Below are 19312 nucleotides of genomic sequence, written 5' to 3'. Positions count from 1 at the left end.
GCGCCTGCGTCGGCGGCGGGGAGCCCGCGGCCACCCAGGCGCACGCGTCGGCGAGCGGGCAGCGCTCGCACGCCGGGGAGCGGGCGGTGCAGACCAGCGCCCCGAGCTCCATGACGCCGGCGTTCCACGCCTGGGCGCGGTCGGGGTCCTCCGGCATGAGGGCGTGGGCGCGGCGCATCTCCGCGCGGGTGAGGCTGCGCCCCGGCAGGGCCTGCCCGCCCACCGCGCGGGCGATCACGCGACGCACGTTCGTGTCCACCACGGTCTCCGGCAGCCCGAACGCGAAGCTGGAGACGGCCGCCGCCGTGTACTCGCCGATCCCAGGCAGGGCGCGCAGGGCCGCCGGGTCGGCCGGGACCTCCCCGCCGTGCCGCTGCACGATCGCCCGGGCGGCCTCCTGCAGGCGCAGCGCGCGCCGCGGATAGCCGAGCCGGTCCCAGGCCGTGAGCACGTCCGCCGTGGGGGCGGCGGCGAGGTCGGCGGGGGTCGGCCAACGCTCGAGCCACGCGTGCCAGCGCGGCAGCACCCGCACCACGGGGGTCTGCTGGAGCATGATCTCGGAGACGAGCACGCCCCACGGCGGGCAGTCCGGGCTGCGCCAGGGCAGGTCCCGGGCGTGCACGGCGAACCAGTCCAGCACCGCGTCGTGCAGGCGGGTCACGTCCACGGAGGGCGGGACGGCGGTCTCGGGCGCAGGCATGGCGTCCACTGTAGGGCCGGCCGCCTACCCTGGAGGGCATGCCGTCTCGTCCGTCTTCCCCCGGGCCGAAGCCGTCCGCCGCCGTCTACCGCCGCCGGCGGCTCGTGGCCGCCCTGCTCGCGCTGGTCCTCCTGTTCCTGGTGGGCTGGGGCCTGTGGTCGCTCATCCGCCTGGGCATGGGCGCGCTCTCCGGGGACGACGCGGAGCCGAGCGTCTCGGCGCCCCCCACCCCGGTGCACTCGCCCTCGCCGGCGCCGCCGTCCGGCGCCACGCCCGGCGCGGCCTCGCCCACGGTGGCCCTCGAGGACGCGGCCGCGTGCCAGCCCTCCGACCTGCGCCTCGTGGCCTCGGCGGACAAGGCCCAGTACCTGCGCGGCGAGGAGGCGGTGCTGCGCCTGAGCGTCACGAACCTCTCCTCGAGCCCGTGCCGGGCGGACGTGGGCACGGCCAGGCAGGAGTTCACGGTGCGCACCGCCGAGGGGGACGACGTGTTCTCCACGCGCGTCTGCCAGGCGGACCCGACGTCCTCGGAGCGGGTGCTGACCCCGCACGAGGAGCTCACGGCCGTGTACCGGTGGTCCGGGCACGCCTCGAATGAGGACTGCGGCACCCCCGGAGCGCTCGCCGCGGCGGGCCCGCACCTGCTGACCGTCACCCTGGGGGAGCAGACCTCCCGGCCGGTCGCCCTGCGGATCCAGGAGGAGGCGGCCCCGGGTGCCTGGGACGGCGCCTCCTCGGGCGCCCCGGCGTCCGGTTCGCCCGCGCCCTCGACGCCGGCCTCCCCGTCCGCGTCCCCGTCCGCGACGGGCTCGGCGCCCGCCGTCTCCTCCCCCGCCGCACCGTCGGCCTCGGCGGCCTCGTCGGTGCCCGCCCCGGCCTCCGGGTCGCCCGCGGCCCCGACTCCGGCGTCCTCCCCGGCCGCGCCGTCGGTCTCGCCCTCGCGCTGACGTCTCAGGCGCCCGAGCCGGCCCCCGTCCAGGTGGGGATCGTGGCGAGCGCCTCGCCGATGGAGCCGACCTGGGCTACCGTGAACCCGGCGGGGACGTCCCCGAGCGGCTCGGGGGAGCGGGGGACCAGCGCCCGGGTGAAGCCGAGCCGGGCGGCCTCGCGCACCCGCCGGCCGATGCCCGGCACGGGGCGCACCTCCCCGGCCAGGCCGAGCTCGCCCACCGCGATCATCCCCTGCGGCACGGGGGCCGCGAGCTTGGCGGAGGCCACCGCCACGGCCACCGCGAGGTCCGAGGCCGGCTCGGACAGCCGCACCCCGCCCACGGTGGCCACGTAGCAGTCGTCCTGGGCCAGGGCGAAGCGGGCCCGGCGCTGCAGCACCGCCAGCAGCATGTTCACGCGCGCCGCGTCCACGCCGGAGACGGTGCGGCGCGGACCGCCGCCCGCCGAGGGCGTCAGCAGGGACTGCACCTCGGCCACGAGCGGACGCCGCCCCTCGAGGGTCACGGTCACGCATGTGCCCTCCACGGGCTCGGCCACGCCGGAGAGGAACAGGCCCGAGGGGTCGTCGAGGGACTCGATGCCGTCCTCGCGCAGGTCGAAGCAGCCCACCTCGTCCGTGGGGCCGAACCGGTTCTTCACGGCGCGCACCAGGCGCAGCCGCGAGTGGCGGTCCCCCTCGAACTGGCAGACCACGTCCACGAGGTGCTCGAGCAGGCGCGGGCCGGCGATGGTGCCGTCCTTGGTCACGTGGCCCACCAGCACGGTGGTGATGCCCTTCTCCTTGGCCGTGCGGATGAGGCTGGCCGCCACCTCCCGCACCTGGCTCACGCCGCCGGCGATCCCGTCCACCTCGGTGGACTGCAGGGTCTGCACGGAGTCCACGATCACCAGCTCCGGGTCCGTCCGCTCGATCTGCCCGAGCGCCCGGCCCAGGTCCGTCTCGGCGGTGAGGCGCAGGGCGTCCGCGATCGCCCCGATCCGGTCCGCGCGGGAGCGCACCTGCGCCGCGGACTCCTCGCCCGTGAGGTACAGGACCGAGCGCGGCCCGCCCCCGCCCGCGCCGCGCGCCGTCTGCGCCGCCACGTCCAGCAGCAGCGTGGACTTGCCGATGCCCGGCTCGCCGGCCAGCAGGATCACCGCGCCGGGCACCAGGCCGCCGCCGAGCACCCGGTCCAGCTCGCGCACGCCCGTGGAGCGGAACGAGGCGAGCGTGGCGTCCACGTCCGCGATGCGCGGGGCCACCTCCGCCACCGTGGCGGCCCGGGTGCGGCCCGTGGTGGACGTCAGCCCGACCTCCTCCACGGTGCCCCACGCCTGGCACTCCCCGCAGCGGCCCACCCACTTCACGGTGGTCCAGCCGCACTCGGTGCAGCGGTATCCGGGGGCGCGCTTCGCGGCGGTCTTGGTGGCCATGCGCCCACTCTAGGAGCCAGGCCGGACGGGATACGGCGGGCCGGGGTGAGGACGTGGAGCGCCGCGGTCGGGCTCAGACGCGCGGCAGGTAGGCGCGCGCCTCGTCGTGCGGGGCGCCGGTGGCCTCCACGAGGTCCACCATCATGGGCCGCAGCAGCATCACGAGCGCCTCGCCGTGCAGTGAGCCGCCGCCCAGCTCGCGCGGGTCCAGTCGGGAGGCGGAGGCCCCCAGCGCGTCCCGCGCCACGGACAGGGAGCGGTGGCGGCCCTCGGCCTGCGGCTCCACGAGCGAGCGGTGCAGGATCCCGACGGCGTCCGCGGCGTCGTCGAACCAGGCCGCGAGGCGCTCGCGATGGTCGTCGTCGAACGCCCCCTCGTCCAGGACCGAGACCACGCGCCGGGCCACGATCCGCAGGGAGCGCACGGCCAGGTCCGAGCGGTCGGCGGCGTTCGCCGCGTCGGACACGAAGGACCGTGACCCGCGCTGGAGCGGGTTGAAGGTGGCCTGCTCCTGGGCCATCTTCAGCTCTGCGCGGATCGACTCGAGCGTCCCCTGCGTGCCGCGGCACGCCACGAGCGCCATCCACGCCGTGCGGGATTCGTTCTGGCGCAGGGCGCGGGAGAGGTCCCGCAGGACGGTGGCCATCGAGTCGAAGAGGCCCTCCAGGTGCCGTGCCGTGCCGCGGCGCACGTCCTGCGGCGAGAGGAAGGTGACCACGAGGGCCAGCAGTCCGCCCACGAGGGCGTCGGCGCTGCGGGCGAACGGCCCGCCCTGGGCGGCGGGCAGCAGCACCACGAGCACGGACTGCAGGGACATCTGCATGGTGAAGGTGGCCCCGGAGTCCAGGAAGCGCGCCACCATCACGGAGACGAACACCACCACGGTGGCCTGCCAGAGCCCGCGCCCCAGTGCCGCCAGGAGCAGGTCGCCGATGAGGATGCCCACCGTGCAGCCCACCGCCACCTCGGCCACCTTGCGCAGCTTCGGCTCGCGCTGGAAGCCCAGCGCGATCAGCAGGGCCGTGGAGGAGAAGAGCGGCTGGTGGTGGCCCAGCACGGTCTCGGCGAACCAGTAGGCGCCCACGGCGCACACGGCCATGAGGGCGGCGTGAGCCACGGAGGAGCGCACGCGGGACCACCCGGCGCGGGAGCGGCGGCGCAGGAAGCGGCGCAGGCGCGCGCCCCGGGACTCCGGAGCCACCATGGGCACCGTCCCGGTGGCGGTGGCGAAGCGGTCCGACATGCGGCCAGCCTAGCCGCGGGCCGCGCCGCCGCCCTCGCCGTGGCGCCGTCGTCCCCTCGGCGGCTGGACAAGGCCCCGCCGAGCGGGCCCCTGGGGCGGCCCCAGCCTGCCATTGTGACCCGCGACACCGCTCGACGCCCGGAATGCCGGGCCCGTTCACCGTCTGTTCATCCGGGCCGGACATTCGATTCACCTCCGCCCCCTAGCGTCGGGAACGTCGCAGCTCCGGGCTCACCGGACGCCCTGCCCCACCCACGTCGTCTGACTGAAAGAGGCTCTCCGTGAAGGCTCTCCGCTTCGGCCGCTCCGCCGCCCTCCTGTCCGTGGCCGCACTCGCCCTGACCGCCTGCGGCGGCAACGACGGCGGCAACGCCTCCTCCGGCTCGTCCGAGGGCGGCACCGCCAGCGGCACCCTGATCGGCGGCGGCGCCTCCTCGCAGGAGTCCGCGATGACCGCGTGGGCCGACGGCGTGAAGTCCGTGGCCCCCGAGCTGACCGTGCAGTACTCGCCGGACGGCTCCGGCGCCGGCCGCGAGGGCTTCCTCGGCGGCGCGTTCTCCTTCGCCGGCTCCGACGCCGCCCTCAAGGAGGATGAGGCCGAGCAGGCCAAGCAGATCTGCGGCGACAACGGCGCCTTCCACGTGCCGGCCTACATCTCCCCGATCGCCGTCGCCTTCAACCTCGAGGGCGTGGACGAGGTCAAGATGGACGCCGAGACCATCGCCAAGGTCTTCTCCAAGGAGATCACCACCTGGAACGACCCGGCCATCGCGCAGCAGAACGAGGGCGTCGAGCTGCCCGACACCGCGATCACCGTCGTGCACCGCTCGGACGACTCGGGCACCACCGAGAACTTCACCGGCTACCTCACCGAGGCCGCCGGCGACGCCTGGAAGTACGACGAGGTCGAGACCTGGCCCTCCGAGATCACCGCCGAGTCCGCCCAGGGCACCCGCGGCGTGGTCGGCCAGGCCGCCCAGACCGACGGCGCCATCACCTACGCGGACGCCTCCGCCGTGGGCGAGCTCGGCACCGTGGCCGTGAAGGTCGGCGAGGAGTACGTGCCGTACTCCTCCGACGCCGCCGCGAAGACCGTCTCCGCCTCCGAGCAGAACGAGGACGGCTCGATCGAGCTCGACCGCGCCACCACCGAGGCCGGCGTCTACCCGGTCGTGCTGGTCTCCTACCACATCTACTGCAACCAGTACCAGAACCAGGAGACCGCCGACCAGGTGAAGGCGTTCGCCTCCTACGTCGTGTCCGAGGACGGCCAGAAGGCCGCCGAGGAGGCCGCGGGCAACGCCCCGATCGGCGCCGAGACCCGCGATGCCGCCGTGGAGCGCATCGAGGCCATCACCGCCGGCTGATCCCCGTCTGCTGACGGCGGAACCGCCGCGACGGCCCCGGCCGCCGGTCCCGCACGGGACCGGCGGCCGTCGGCCTGAACGGCGGCCCCCCTCCGCGGCACCGCCGCGGACATCCCCACTGCACCGACCACGAGGGAAGTCACCGTGACCTCACCAGCCACCGAGGCGCCTCCCCGCGCCACCACGCTCAAGTCCTCCCGGGGTGGCGCCGCCGGCGACAAGGTGTTCTCCGGCCTGTCGCTGGCCGCAGGCGTCCTGATCCTGCTGACCCTCGCCTTCGTGGCGATCTTCCTCGTGGTCCGCTCGCTGCCGGCGCTGTTCCCGGACGCCTACGGCACGCAGCTGAAGTCCGCGGACACCTTCTTCCAGTACGTCTGGCCGCTCATGGCCGGCACGATCATGGCGGCGGTCATCGCACTGCTGCTGGCCACGCCCGTGGCCGTCGGCGTCGCGCTGTTCATCTCGCACTACGCGCCGCCGAAGATCGCCCAGCCCGTGGGCTACGTGATCGACCTGCTGGCCGCCATCCCGTCCGTGATCTACGGCATCTGGGGCTGGCTCACCCTCGCCCCGGTCATGGTGCCGATCTACCAGTGGCTCAACGAGTACCTGGGCTTCATCCCGTTCTTCGGCGGCCCGGTCACCGGCACCGGCCGCGTGATCATGACCTCCGGCGTGGTGCTGGCCGTGATGATCCTGCCGATCATCACGGCCCTCTGCCGTGAGATCTTCCGGCAGACCCCGAAGCTGCACGAGGAGGCCGCGCTCGGCCTCGGCGCCACCCGCTGGGAGATGATCAAGATGACCGTCTTCCCGTTCGCGCGGGCGGGCATCGTCTCCTCGGTCATGCTCGGCCTGGGCCGCGCCCTCGGCGAGACCATGGCCGTCACCCTGGTCCTCTCGGCCGGCGGGTTCAGCCTGTCCCTCATCGAGGAGGGCCGCAACGCCACCATCCCGTCGGAGATCGCGCTGAACTTCCCGGAGGCCTACGGCATCCGGCTCAACGAGCTGATCGCGGCCGGCCTCATGCTGTTCGTCATCACCCTGGTGGTCAACATGACGGCGCGCTGGATCGTGAACAAGCACAAGGAATTCTCGGGGGCCAACTGATGAGCACCGCAATCGACGACGTCTCGACGCGCCAGGACACCCCGCCGTCGAAGCACCGCCAGAACTCCCTCACGGCCGGGCAGAAGCCCGGCTGGGTGTGGATGGCCATCGCCGCCGCGGCGGTCCTGCTCGGCCTCGGCATCGAGGCCCTCCTCAGCGGGGCGGCCCCGTTCTCCGAGGACTTCTCCCTCGCCCGCTTCGTGGTGCTCGCCGGCGTCCTCTACATCGCCGGCATGTACCTCGTGACCCGCGTGCTGGAGAACCGCCGCCGCGCCTCGGACGGGCTGTGGAAGAACCTCGTGTGGACCGCGTTCCTCATCGCGCTGGTGCCCCTGGTCTCCGTGATCTGGACCGTGCTCGAGGGCGGCGGTCCCACGCTGCTCTCCAACCCGCAGGTCCTGTGGAACGACATGGACGGCGTCACCGGCGCCACCGACGCGGCCTACGACCAGGCGGGATCGCCCGCCGGCGGGCTGCCCGGCGGCTTCGCCCACGCCCTGATCGGCACCCTCGTGATCACGATCATCGCGACGCTGATCGCCGTGCCGATCGGCATGCTCGCCTCCATCTACCTCGTGGAGTACGGCCGCGACGGCTGGCTGTCCCGTGCCATCACCTTCTTCGTGGACGTGATGACCGGCATCCCCTCCATCGTGGCCGGCCTGTTCGCCTACGCGGCGATGACCGTGCTGCTCGAGCTCATCATGGGCCCCGGCCCGGCGGCCCTCCAGGCGGTCAAGATGGGCTTCACCGCCGCCGTCGCGCTCACCGTGCTGATGATCCCCGTGGTGGTCCGCTCCACCGAGGAGATGCTCCGCGTGGTGCCGAACGAGCTCCGCGAGGGCTCGTACGCCCTGGGCGTGCGCAAGTGGCGCACCATCTTCAAGGTGGTGCTGCCCACGGCCATCTCCGGCATCGCCTCGGGCGTCACGCTGGCCATCGCACGCGTGACCGGCGAGACCGCGCCGATCCTCGTGACCGCCGGCTACGCCATGACCACGAACTGGAACGCCTTCGACAACTGGATGACCGCCCTGCCGGTGTACATCTACCGTCAGATCGTGTCCCCCACCTCCCCGACCGCAGCGGACCCCTCCATGGCCCGCGCCTGGTCGGCGGCCCTGGTCCTGATCCTCATTGTGATGGCCCTGAACCTGCTCGCCCGCGTCATCGCCAAGGCGTTCGCCCCCAAGACCGGACGGTGACGGCCGGCCGGCCCGGCGTCGTCCGGGCCGGCCGCCCCCGCCCACTCAGACTCCCGCTCCCCAGCGATCCCCAGAAAGAGGACAGCATGTCCAAGCGCATCCAGGCCAAGGACGTCGACGTCTACTACGGCAAGTTCAAGGCCGTCGAGGGCGTCAACATCGACATCGCCCCCCGCACCGTGACCGCGTTCATCGGTCCCTCCGGCTGCGGCAAGACCACCTTCCTGCGCGCCATCAACCGCATGCACGAGGTGCTCCCGGGTGCCCACGTGGAGGGCCAGCTCCTGCTCGACGGCGAGGACGTCTACGGCCCCGGTGTGGACCCGGTGACGGTCCGCTCGCAGATCGGCATGGTCTTCCAGCGCCCCAACCCGTTCCCCACCATGTCCATCCGGGACAACGTGCTGGCCGGCTACAAGCTCAACGGCACCCGCCTCTCCCGCTCCCGCGCGGACGAGATCGTGGAGAAGTCCCTGCGCGGCGCCAACCTCTGGAACGAGGTCAAGGACCGCCTGGACAAGCCCGGCTCCGGCCTGTCCGGCGGCCAGCAGCAGCGCCTGTGCATCGCCCGCTCCGTGGCCGTGTCCCCGGACGTGATCCTCATGGACGAGCCCTGCTCCGCCCTGGACCCGATCTCCACCCTGGCGGTCGAGGACCTGATCAACGAGCTCAAGGAGCAGTACACGGTCATCATCGTCACGCACAACATGCAGCAGGCCGCGCGCGTGGCGGACAAGACCGCGTTCTTCAACATCCAGGGCATCGGCCAGCCCGGCAAGCTGATCGAGTTCGACGACACCAACGTCATCTTCAACAACCCCTCGAACCAGCAGACCGAGGACTACGTCTCCGGCCGCTTCGGCTGAGCCGTCCCGTCCGTCCCCCGACCCCGTCCGGCCGCGCGCCGGGCGGGGTCGCGGCGTCTGCGGGGGCCTCAGGCCAGGGGCAGCAGGGCCAGGGTGCCCAGCAGGCCGAGGGCGGCGCACACCACCGGGGTGAGCAGCCACCAGCCGCCCACGCGCAGCACGGTGGGCCAGCGCACGGAGGCGTAGGTCTGCGTCTGGCCGGCGCCCACGATGGCCGCCGTCGCCGTGTGCGTGGAGGACAGCGGCAGGTGCAGCACGAGCGAGCCCACGAACAGCAGGCCCGCGGGGACGACGGCGGCCACGGACGCCCGCAGCGGGTCCAGGCGCACGAGGCGCTCGGTGAGGGTCCAGGCGATGCGCCACGCGCCGCCCAGCGTGCCCAGGGCGATCGCGAGGGCGAAGAGGACGGAGACGACCACGAACTCGGCCGTCAGCGCGTCCGGGGAGAGCACGGCCCCGGAGCCCAGGAGCACGGCGGCCCACAGCACGCCCACCCGCTGGCCGGCCTGCAGGCCGTGGCCCATGGCCATGGCGCCCGCGGACACCGCGAGGGCGATGCGGGCCCGGCGCTGGACGTTGACGGTGGTGCCCGTCGTCGCCACCTGCACCACCGGCCCGGTGAGCAGGCGGGCCAGGCCCCACGCGATCACGGGGGAGAGCAGCAGGCTGAGCACCACCTCCACGCGGACGCTCTCGAGGATGGAGCCGGCGAGGTCGTCGTGCAGGCTCAGCTGCACGGCCAGGTGTGCGCCGGCCAGCGCGGAGAGCACCGCGTGGGTGGTGGAGCCGGGCAGCCGGCGCCACCACAGCAGCAGGCCCCACAGGACGGCGACCACGGCCGTCACGCCCACGGCGAGCGGGCCGACGTCGCCACGCACTGCGGGCGAGGTGAAGTAGTGCACGCTCAGCGTGATCAGGCCGATGCCCAGCAGGGCGCCCACCGCGTTGATCAGGGCGGTCATCACCAGTGCGAGGCGGGGCGTGAGGGCGCGGAAGCGCACGGGCAGCGCGACGGCGTTGGGGGCGTCCCGGAACCCCGTCATGGCGGCCAGGGCGCACAGCAGGAGGGCGACGACGGCGAGTCCGGGCGTCACGGGGCGCCGCCCGGCTCAGGACTCACGGACCAGCACCATGCCCAGGTCGGTGTTGACGCGGCCGAGGGCCTCGAGGGCCGACTGCAGGGCCCAGGCCACCTCGCGCTGACGGTTGAAGTCGCGCTGCAGCAGGTCCATGCCGAGGTCGGCGAGCCACTGCACCATGACGCGCTCGGTGCGGCGGGAGGCGCGCAGCAGCTGCATCCACGTGGTCTCGAGGGCGTCGAGGTCGCGCAGCTCGGTGGTGGAGCGGCCCAGGAGCTCGGCCTGGCGTCCCACGGTCTCCAGGACGTCGAGCGCGTGCGCGGGCAGGTGCTCGAGGTCCGCGCGCTGGATGAGCACGCCGGCGGAGACCACGCGCTGGGTGGCGGCGTGCACGCCGCCGGCCAGCCGGTAGAGGTCCTGACGGGGCAGGGGAGTCACGTAGGCGCTGCGCAGCGCGGTGAGGAAGGACATGAGGGAGGCCGTGGAGGCGGCGTCGAGGTCCTCGAGCTCGCGGGCGGTCCGGTCGGCCTCCGGCCCGCGGGCGCCGGCCACCTGGGCCACGAGGTGCACGGAGCGGCGCAGCGCCTCCGCGAGGTCCACGATGTGGCGCAGCGCGGGGGTGTCGCGCGTGACCGGCCAGGGCATCCGGGGGGACATGGGACGGCGGCTCTCTCGATCGGCGGGGGCGGGGGGGGGGCGGGGCTCAGCCGGGGGGGGTGGGGGCGTCGAAGGCGCGGTCCACGCCGGCGACGACGGCGGCCAGCCCGGTGCCGTGCACCCAGCTGCCGACCAGGTCGAGTCCGGCCTGGCCGCGCGACCACGCGATGAGCGCGTCGGCGGCCTCGCGGTCCGGGCCGGCCTGCGGCGGGATGGAGGGGCGCCAGCGCACGACGGCGCGGGCCACCACGTCCTGCTCGGACAGGGGCACGCCGGTGAGGGCGGCGGCGTCGACGACGGCCCGGGCGAGCAGCTCCTCGTCCGTGCTGCGGTGGCCCAGGCCGCCGGGCTCGGCGCCGGAGCGGCCGTAGGAGAGCCGCACGACGTGGCGGTGCGGGTGCCGGGCGACGCCGTCGTGGTCCGGGCGGGCCACGACCTCGCGCAGCCACGCCCACTTGGCGGTGGCGTGCGTGAGGGCCTTGGCGGCCACGTCCGTGCCGGCGCCGACGAGCACGCCGGTGCCGCGGGGGGCGGCGTCGAGGCCGGGGGCCTCCACCACGAGGGTGGTGAGCGCGACCCCGTCGCCGAGCGCGGGGCCGGCGTCCGGGTCGAGGTCGCCGCCGGAGAGCGGGGCAAGCAGGTCCCACGCGGTGGCGCCGTCCACGGCGAGCACCACGCGGTCCACGTCGAGGCCGCGGACGACCTCGTCGTCGCGGTCGGAGATCTGGGCCCACCAGCCGCCCGTGGCGGGCACGCGGGACAGGGCGGCCACGCGCACGCCGCGCAGCACGGTGGCGCCGGCCTCGCGCAACGCGTCCACGAGGCGTCCGGTGACGCGGGACATGCCCCCGTCCACGCCGGCCACGAGGGAGCCGGGGGTGCTGGAGCCGCGCAGGGCGGCGACGCCCGCGGCGAGGCCGCCGTGCTCCACGGCGGAGGCGAGCAGGCCGGGAGCCACGCGCTCGAGCTCGACGACGGCGGGGTCGGCCGAGTGCACGCCGGCCACCACGGGGGCCACGAGGCGCTCGAGCACCTCCTCCCCCAGGCGGTCGGCGACGATCGCGGCGACGGTGACGGGCTCGCCCGCGGCGAGCGCGTCGGCCCAGCGGTCCATGGGGGCCACGGCGTCCTCGCGGGCCCGGGCCAGGCCCGGTCCGCTCAGGGCCGCAGCGAGGTCCTCGGCCCCGAGGTCACCGGGGATGCCGGCGAGGCCGAGACGGGGGGCGGGCACGGGGCCCGCGGGGCCGTGCAGCCAGGAGCCGAGGGGCTCGGGGGCGACGACCTTGCCGCCCAGGCCCAGCTCCTCCAGGAGCGCGCGCACGGCGGTGCCGCGCACGGCGAAGGACTCGGCGCCGGCGTCCAGCTCGAGCGTCTGGGACTCGGGCGCCCCGGTCTCCCCGTGCGAGGGCACGTCGAGGAAGCGGGCGGAGACGGCGCCGCCGAGGACCGAGGTGGCCTCGGCGAGGGTCACCTCCCAGCCTGCCGCGCACAGGCGGTGCGCGGCCACGAGGCCCGCGATCCCGCCGCCGACGACGAGCGCCGTCCCGCTCATGCGCGCCCCTCTCCCGCGGCGGCCCCGGCCGGCGGGGCGGGGTCCTGGCCCTCGCGCTCGGGGACGGGCAGGGAGTGGATCAGCTCGACCACGCCGGTCAGCACGGTCGGGTCGGTCTCCGGGGGCACGCCGTGGGCCAGGTTGACCACGTGGCCCGGGGCGGCCGCGCCCGAGGCGACGACGTCGCGCACGTGGGCCTCGAGCACCGGCCACGGGGCGGCCAGCAGCGCGGGGTCGATGTTGCCCTGCAGCGGCACGGCGGTGCGGCCGTCCGGGCCGGGGCGCTCGCTGAGGCGGCGGTGTGCCTCGGAGAGGGTGAGGCGGTGGTCCACGCCGACCGCGGACGCGCCGGCGTCGCGCAGGTGGTGGAGGAACTCGCCGGTGCCGGTGCCGAAGTGCAGCAGCGGCGCGCCGCCGTCCACGCCGGGGCCGGCCAGGTCGTCGACGTGCGCGAGGGCGGCCCGGGAGTGCGGCTGCACGTGCTCGAGGTAGTCCTCGGCGGAGAGGGAGCCGGCCCACGAGTCGAACAGCTGGGCGGCGGAGGCGCCGGCCTCGAGCTGGGCCCGCAGGAACTGGCCGGACACGGTGGCGGCCCAGCCGGCGAGGGCGGCCCAGGCCTCGGGGTCACCGTGCATCATGCGGCGGGGGCCGAAGTGGTCGCGGGAGGGGCGCCCCTCCACCATGTAGGCGGCGAGCGTGAACGGGGCGCCGGCGAAGCCGATCAGCGGGCGGGGGCCGAGCTCGGCGACGGTGGAGGACACGGCCTCGCGGATCACGTCGAGCGCGGAGTCCTCGAGCACCGGCAGGGCGGCGACGTCCTCGGCGGTGCGCACCGCACGGCCGAGCACGGGGCCCACGCCGGGCTGGATCTCCACGTCCACCCCGGCCAGGCGCAGCGGCACCACGATGTCGGAGAAGAAGATGGCGGCGTCCACGTCGTGGCGGCGCACCGGCTGCAGGGTGATCTCGCGCACGAGGTCGGGCATGAGGCAGGACTCGAGCATGCCGATGCCCGCGCGGGCCTCGCGGTACTCCGGCAAGGAGCGCCCGGCCTGGCGCATGAACCACACGGGATGCCGGTCGGGCCGCTGGCCGCGCAGCGCGCGCACGAGCGGGCTGGCCGCCGTGGAGCGGGCGGGATCCTGCGTGCGCAACGGGTGATCGGCGGGCAACGCGGGGGCGCCCGCGCGGATCTCAGAGGTCTGGGACAGGTCGGACATGCCCCCCAGTCTCCCACCGGCGACGGCGCGGTGGCACATCCGCACCGCCTGTGATGCCTCTCACGGCCGTCTCACGTGCGGGGCTCAGGCCGGGCGCGGGGCAGGCGACCCTTCCCGGAGCGGCCGCCGGGGCCGGGCTAGAATGGCGGACGTTGTGACTGTCTTCTCTCTCGTCGCGTCCCACCAGCACCTGGACCTGGACACCGTGGCCCGCCTCAGCGCCGGCGCCACCGGGGTCGGCCCGGCCCTGCCCGGAAGCGGCGCGGCCGGTGCGGTGGTGCTGGCCACCTGCAACCGCGTGGAGATCTACGCGGAGGCGGACGAGTCCGGCGTCGAGGCCGCCCGCGAGGGGCTGGTCGCCGCCGTGGCCGCCCACTCGTCCCTGCCGGACGAGGCCGTCCGCTCCGCCTTCCGCGTGCTCGACTCCGAGGCCACGGCCCGCCACCTGTTCGAGGTGGGCGCCGGCCTGGACTCCGCCGTGGTGGGCGAGCGCGAGATCGCCGGGCAGGTCCGCCGGGCCCTGTCCATGGCGCGCGAGTCCGGGACCGCGTCCGGCTCGCTGGTGCGCCTGTTCGAGTTCGCCACCCGCACGGCCAAGGACGTCGGCTCCCACACGGCGCTCGGCGCGGCCGGCCGCTCGGTCGTCTCCGTCGCCCTGGACCTCGCGGAGGAGCTGCGCGGTCTCACCGACGCTGCGGCCCAGCGCGACTTCTGGGCCGGTGCCACCATCCTGCTGATCGGCACGGGCGCCTACGCCGGCACTACGCTCGCGCAGCTGGCGGACCGGGGTGCGACCACCGTCGGCGTGCACTCGGCCTCGGGCCGCGCGGAGCAGTTCGTCGCGGACCGCGGCGGCTGGGCCCTCGCGCTCGGCGGCGAGGCCGTGGCCGGCGCCGTCGCCGAGGCGGACGTGATCATCGGCTCCTCCGGCGGCGAACGGCAGATCAGCCCCGAGCGCCTCCAGGAGCTGCGCGAGGACGCGGACCGCCCGCTCACCGTGGTGGACCTCGCCCTGTCCCGCGACTTCGACCCCGCGGTCGGCGACCTGCCGGGCGTCGACCTCATCACCCTGGAGTCCGTGCGCCTGGCCGCCCCGGAGCAGGCGCGGGCCGCCGTCGCCGAGGCCCGGGTGCTCGTGGACGGCGCCGTGGCCGAGTACCGCGACGCCCAGCGCGGCCGCAGCGCCGACGCCTCGATCAAGGCCCTGCGCCGCCACACCCTCGCCGCCCTGGACCGGGAGATGGAGCGCGTGCGCGCCCGTCACGGCTGTACGGCCGCCGCCGAGGAGGTGGAGTTCGCCCTGCGCCGCATGGTCAACCAGCTCCTGCACGAGCCCAGCGTGCGGGCCAAGCGGCTCGCCGCGGAGGGCCGACTGGACCGCTACGAGGACGGCCTCGAGGCCGTCTTCGGGATCGAGCCCCCGGGCTCGACGTCCTCCCCCGCCGAGCGTCCCGACGCCGGCTGTCCCGCCCACGAGGACGAGGCCGGCACGGCGCGCATCGCCTGAGCCCGCCCGCTCCCACGCCAGGAGGCACCGTGACCGACCGCCCCGCCCCCGCCGTCGAGGCCCCGGAGGAGTCCGCGCGGTCCACCCGCCTGCCGCGCGAGGAGCGCCGCCGCCAGCTGTTGGGCTGCGCGCGCGCCGTGTTCGCCGCCGAGGGCTACGCCGGCGCGTCCATGGACCAGATCGCCGAGCGCGCCGAGGTGTCCAAGCCGGTGCTCTACCAACACTTCCCCGGCAAGCACGAGCTGTTCCTGGAGCTGCTCGACGCCGAGGTGGCCGACCTCCAGGAGCGCCTGGGCGCCGCCATGGACGCCCGCCGCGGCCGGGAAAACCGCGAGCGCGTCCGTGCCACCGTGGCCGCCTTCTTCGAGTACATGGGCGCCCCCGAGCGCACCCACCGCCTGGTCTTCGACTCGGGCGCCGACCAGGACCCCGAGGTCCGCTCGCGCAGCGAGGCCGTGCACCGGCTGCTCTCCTCGGAGATCACCCGGACCATCAGCGCCGACACGTCGGTGGGCGAGGCCGAGGCCGAGGTCCTCTCCCGCGGGCTGGTGGGGCTGCTGCTGGGCGCGGCGCGGCACTGGGCCGACCGCCTCGACGTCCAGGCCCGCCCGCCCGCCGCGGAGATGGCCCGGACGGTGGACGCGCTGGTCTGGCGGGGCCTGGCCACGCTGCCCACGGACGAGGACGCCCTCTGACGCGGCGGCCCCGAGGCCGGTTTTCGCCCGCGGGTGAACGCCGCCGACGCCCCGCCGCGCCTCGTGCCCGTCCCGTAGGCTGACCGCAGACCGCACAGGACGCGACGAGGAAGAAGAGGTCCCCATGGAGATCCGCATCGGAGTGCAGCACGTCGGCCGCGAGGTCGTCATCGAGAGCGAGCAGCCCGCGGAGGAGGTCCGCTCCCTCGTGGACGCGGCCGTCGCGGACGGCTCCACCCTGGTCCTCGCGGACGCGAAGGGCCGCCAGGTGGTGGTCCCCGGCGACCGGATCGGCTTCGTGGAGATCAACGCGAAGAAGTCCGGCCCCCTCGGGTTCGCCGCCTCCTGACCCGCCCCGCACGCCCCGGTGATCCACCGGGGCGTGCGTCGTCTCCGCCGTCGATCCCCGAGGAGCCCGCCCATGCCGCACCGCGCCGTCGCCCTCCGCGGGCGCCCCGACCCGGGCCTGATCGAGCGCCTGGCCGCGCTGCGCACGGAACAGGAGCTGCCCGCGGGCTTCCCGCCCGAGGTCCTCGAGGAGGCCGACGCCGCCGCGCGGGACGTGCTCGCCGCGCTGGCCTCGGACCCGGCCTACGCCGACCGCACGGACGTCCCGTTCGTCACGGTGGACCCCGCCGGCTCCACGGACCTGGATCAGGCCCTGCACCTCGAGGCCGCGGACGGGGACGCGATCACCGTCCGCTACGCCATCGCCGACGTGCCCGCATTCGTCGCCCCCGGCGGCGCCGTGGACGCCGAGGCCCGCCGCCGCGGCCAGACCGTGTACCTGCCGGACGGGCGCGTGCCCCTGCACCCCGAGGCGCTCAGCGAGGACGCCGCCTCCCTGCTCCCGGACCGGGAGCGCCCCGCCTTCGTGTGGACCTTCGTGCTGGACGCTGCGGGCGCCGTCGTGAACACGTCCCTGCAGCGGGCCCGCATCCGCTCCCGCGCCCAGCTGACCTACGCCCAGGTCCAGGCGTTCCTCGACGCCCTCCCGGACGCCGAGGCCCCCGCGGCGCCGCGCCCGGGCCTCGACGAGGCCGACCACGCCGCCCACCGCGGCTGGGACGCGCCGCTGCGGGACTCCCTCGCCCTGCTGCCCGAGGTGGGCCGCCGCCGCGCCGCCCAGGAGGCCGCCCGCGGCGGCGCCTCGCTGAACCTGCCGGACCAGGAGGTCCACGTGGCCGAGGACGGCCGCCACTGCCTCGTCCAGCGCGCGCCCCTGCCCGCCGAGGACCACAATGCGCAGCTGTCCCTGATGACCGGGATGGCCGCCGCGCGGCTCATGCTCGAGGCCGGGGTCGGGATCCTGCGGACCATGCCCGCCCCGGACGCCGAGGCCGTGGCGGCCTTCCGCTCCCGCACGCGCGCCCTCGGCGCCCCGTGGGAGGAGGGCCAGGACTACGGCGCCTACCTGCGCACCCTGGACCCGGCGGACCCCGGACACCTGGCCGTGCTGCACGAGGCCACCAGCCTGTTCCGGGGCGCCGGCTACACCGCCTTCGACGCTCACGCCGAGGATCCCGAGCTGCGCACCCCGCCGTCCGAGCCCGAGCAGGCGGCGCTCGCCGCGCCCTACGCCCACGCCACCGCTCCCCTGCGCCGGCTCGTGGACCGCTTCGTGCTCGCCCTGTGCCACGCGCACGCCACCGGCGCCCCCGCTCCCGAGTGGGCCCGCGCGGCCCTGCCGGAGGTGCCCGCGCTCATGACCGAGTCCTCGCGGCGCACCTCGGCCGCGGACCGCGCCGCGACGGACCTCGTGGAGGCGGCCGCCCTCCAGGACCACGTGGGCGCCGAGCTCGAGGGCATCGCCGTGCGCGGCGTGAAGGGCGGCGCCGAGGTCTGGCTCCTGGATCCCGCCGTGACGCTGCGCGTGCCCGGCGAGGCCGAGCCGGGCACCCGGGTGCGGGTGCGGATCGAGGGCGTCGACCGGGCCTCGGGCGAGGTCACGGCCTCCGGGGTAGACTGGCCGCACAGCTCACGCTGACCCCAGGATGACCGGTCGCTCTCTGATCACCCTGACCCGCCGCCCGCGCCCCTGACGGCCGGGACGGCGCCATGACCTGCCGGATCCGGCACGGCCCGCCCTCGCACGGCGCGCCCGGCCCGGTTCCACGGGGCGCCGCCCACCGGCCGCCCCGCGTGCTTGCCCCGCGATCGGCTTCCGCCATGAACCGCGCGCACGGCGCGTCCGGGCCCTCCCGCCCGCCGTGCCGGCGCCCGAACAGGAACGCGAGTCGCCATGACCCAGAACTCCGAGCACACCCCCGCCCCGGCCGACGTCGACCCCCAGGTCGCCGACATCGCCGAGGAGATCGTCACCGAGGAGACCGTTGAGACGGCCCCCGAGCAGACCTTCGCCGACTTCGGCGTGCACCCCGCGATCGTCCAGGCCCTCGAGGCCAAGGGCATCGTCCACCCGTTCCCCATCCAGGCCATGACCCTGCCGGTGGCCCTCGGCGGCCACGACATCATCGGCCAGGCCAAGACCGGCACCGGCAAGACCCTCGGCTTCGGCATCCCCGCGCTGCAGCGCGCGATCGGCCCGGGCGAGCCCGGCTGGGACAAGCTGGAGGCCAAGGGCTCCGCGGGCGCCCCGCAGGCCCTCATCGTGGCCCCCACCCGCGAGCTCGCCGTGCAGGTGGCCGGCGACCTCACCGCCGCAGCGGCCCAGCGCCCGCTGCGCATCGCCACCATCTACGGCGGACGCGCCTACGAGCCCCAGATCGAGGAGCTGCAGCGCGGCGTCGAGGTCGTCGTCGGCACCCCCGGTCGTCTGATCGACCTCATGCGCCAGCGTCACCTGCGCCTGGACCTCGTGAACACCGTGGTCCTGGACGAGGCGGACGAGATGCTGGACCTCGGCTTCCTGCCGGACGTCGAGACCCTGCTCGGCGCCGTGCCCGCCGTCCGCCAGACCATGCTGTTCTCGGCCACCATGCCGGGCCCCGTCGTCGCCATGGCCCGCCGGTACATGACGCAGCCGACGCACATCCGCGCCGCGGACCCCGAGGACGAGGGCCTGACGAAGAAGGACATCCGCCAGCTCGTCTACCGCGCCCACCACATGGACAAGGACGAGCTCGTGGCGCGCGCGCTGCAGGCCGAGGGCCGCGGCCGCACCATCATCTTCACCCGCACCAAGCGCACCGCCGCCCGCGTGGCGGACGAGCTGACCGCCCGCGGCTTCGCGGCCGGCGCCCTGCACGGCGACCTCGGCCAGGGCGCCCGCGAGCAGGCCCTGCGCGCGTTCCGCAACGGCAAGGTGGACATCCTCGTGGCCACCGACGTCGCCGCCCGCGGCATCGACGTGGACGACGTCACGCACGTGTTCAACTTCCAGGCCCCCGAGGACGAGAAGACCTACGTGCACCGCGTGGGCCGCACGGGCCGCGCCGGCAACAAGGGCGTGGCCGTGACCCTCGTGGACTGGGAGGACATGCCGCGCTGGTCGCTGATCGACAAGGCCCTGGGCCTCGGGCAGCCCGAGCCGCAGGAGACCTACTCCTCCTCGCCGCACCTGTTCGCGGACCTGGGCATCCCCAAGGGGACCAAGGGCCGCCTGCCCAAGGAGAAGCGCGTGCTCGAGGGCCTCGAGGGCGAGGTGCTCGAGGACCTCGGCGGTCCCGAGTCCGCGCCGCGCGGCCGCGGCGGGGGCGCGCCCCCCCGCGGGCGCGCGCGGGGGGGGGCGGGGGGCGGCGCCGGGCCCGGGGGGGGGCCGCAGGGCGCGGGCGGCTCCCGACCTGG

The 19312-nt window shown here is 75.5% G+C and carries 17 protein-coding genes; 10 read left to right on the top strand and 7 right to left on the bottom strand.

From position 1 onward, the window contains the following. Positions 1-700, bottom strand: a 700-nt coding sequence (locus NWP10_RS05205; protein ID WP_258300120.1) for an A/G-specific adenine glycosylase, incomplete at its 3' end; no start/stop codon positions are given. A 38-nt stretch (positions 701-738) separates the two neighbouring features. Here NWP10_RS05205 and NWP10_RS05200 point away from each other — a divergent pair. Next, positions 739-1647 (top strand): hypothetical protein, encoded by a 909-nt coding sequence (locus NWP10_RS05200; protein WP_017488408.1) that lies wholly within the window; start codon positions 739-741, stop codon positions 1645-1647. A gap of 4 nt (positions 1648-1651) precedes the next feature. On the opposite strand, the gene radA is transcribed toward NWP10_RS05200, so the two are convergent. Beyond that, positions 1652-3064 (bottom strand): DNA repair protein RadA, encoded by a 1413-nt coding sequence (gene radA / locus NWP10_RS05195; RefSeq protein ID WP_017488409.1) that lies wholly within the window; start codon positions 3062-3064, stop codon positions 1652-1654. 73 nt (positions 3065-3137) lie between these two features. Continuing rightward, on the bottom strand, positions 3138-4307 hold the full coding sequence (locus tag NWP10_RS05190) for an aromatic acid exporter family protein (protein WP_258300119.1): 1170 nt from the start codon (positions 4305-4307) through the stop codon (positions 3138-3140). A gap of 281 nt (positions 4308-4588) precedes the next feature. Here NWP10_RS05190 and NWP10_RS05185 point away from each other — a divergent pair, with 281 nt between their 5' ends. From NWP10_RS05185 to pstB, 4 genes are all read left to right on the top strand, one after another. Beyond that, positions 4589-5674, top strand: a complete 1086-nt coding sequence (locus tag NWP10_RS05185; RefSeq protein WP_258300118.1) for a phosphate ABC transporter substrate-binding protein PstS — start codon at positions 4589-4591, stop codon at positions 5672-5674. Between the two features lie 144 nt (positions 5675-5818). After that, on the top strand, positions 5819-6784 hold the full coding sequence (pstC, locus tag NWP10_RS05180) for a phosphate ABC transporter permease subunit PstC (protein WP_158493645.1): 966 nt from the start codon (positions 5819-5821) through the stop codon (positions 6782-6784). Continuing rightward, a complete protein-coding gene (gene pstA / locus NWP10_RS05175) occupies positions 6784-7989 on the top strand; it encodes a phosphate ABC transporter permease PstA (RefSeq protein ID WP_017488947.1) in 1206 nt (401 codons plus the stop codon). The genes pstC and pstA overlap by 1 nt, the downstream gene beginning before the upstream one ends. 86 nt (positions 7990-8075) lie before the next feature. After that, entirely contained in the window at positions 8076-8855 is a 780-nt protein-coding gene (gene pstB, locus NWP10_RS05170; RefSeq protein ID WP_017488948.1) for a phosphate ABC transporter ATP-binding protein PstB, read from the top strand. Between the two features lie 68 nt (positions 8856-8923). On the opposite strand, the gene NWP10_RS05165 is transcribed toward pstB, so the two are convergent. From NWP10_RS05165 to hemE, 4 genes are read right to left on the bottom strand one after another with little or no spacing between them, the layout of a single operon-like run. After that, entirely contained in the window at positions 8924-9949 is a 1026-nt protein-coding gene (locus NWP10_RS05165; protein ID WP_017488949.1) for an inorganic phosphate transporter, read from the bottom strand. 15 nt (positions 9950-9964) lie between these two features. Beyond that, positions 9965-10591, bottom strand: coding sequence for a hypothetical protein (locus tag NWP10_RS05160; protein WP_026106935.1), 627 nt, complete (start codon positions 10589-10591; stop codon positions 9965-9967). 46 nt (positions 10592-10637) lie between these two features. Next, positions 10638-12143, bottom strand: coding sequence for an NAD(P)/FAD-dependent oxidoreductase (locus NWP10_RS05155; protein WP_258300117.1), 1506 nt, complete (start codon positions 12141-12143; stop codon positions 10638-10640). Continuing rightward, entirely contained in the window at positions 12140-13363 is a 1224-nt protein-coding gene (gene hemE, locus NWP10_RS05150; RefSeq protein ID WP_258300116.1) for a uroporphyrinogen decarboxylase, read from the bottom strand. The genes NWP10_RS05155 and hemE overlap by 4 nt, the downstream gene beginning before the upstream one ends. 154 nt (positions 13364-13517) lie before the next feature. On the opposite strand from hemE, the gene NWP10_RS05145 reads away from it, so the two are divergent. From NWP10_RS05145 to NWP10_RS05125, 5 genes are all read left to right on the top strand, one after another. Continuing rightward, the gene (locus tag NWP10_RS05145; protein WP_184170283.1) at positions 13518-14870 is read left to right on the top strand and encodes a glutamyl-tRNA reductase; all 1353 of its coding nucleotides are present in this window, start codon (positions 13518-13520) and stop codon (positions 14868-14870) included. A 29-nt stretch (positions 14871-14899) separates the two neighbouring features. Continuing rightward, a complete protein-coding gene (locus NWP10_RS05140) occupies positions 14900-15565 on the top strand; it encodes a TetR/AcrR family transcriptional regulator (RefSeq protein ID WP_258300115.1) in 666 nt (221 codons plus the stop codon). A gap of 124 nt (positions 15566-15689) precedes the next feature. Further along, positions 15690-15914, top strand: a complete 225-nt coding sequence (locus NWP10_RS05135; protein ID WP_017489253.1) for a DUF3107 domain-containing protein — start codon at positions 15690-15692, stop codon at positions 15912-15914. Positions 15915-15986: 72 nt separating this feature from the next. After that, positions 15987-17552, top strand: a complete 1566-nt coding sequence (locus NWP10_RS05130; RefSeq protein ID WP_258300114.1) for an RNB domain-containing ribonuclease — start codon at positions 15987-15989, stop codon at positions 17550-17552. A 255-nt stretch (positions 17553-17807) separates the two neighbouring features. Further along, on the top strand, positions 17808-19312 hold a 1505-nt coding region (locus NWP10_RS05125; RefSeq protein ID WP_258300113.1), incomplete at its 3' end, for a DEAD/DEAH box helicase.

It is taken from the genome of Micrococcus sp. HG099, from assembly GCF_024723355.1.
GTDB lineage: Bacteria > Actinomycetota > Actinomycetes > Actinomycetales > Micrococcaceae > Micrococcus > Micrococcus endophyticus.
Note: the sequence above shows the minus strand (reverse complement) of the source record. Positions and strands in the feature narration are given on the sequence as shown.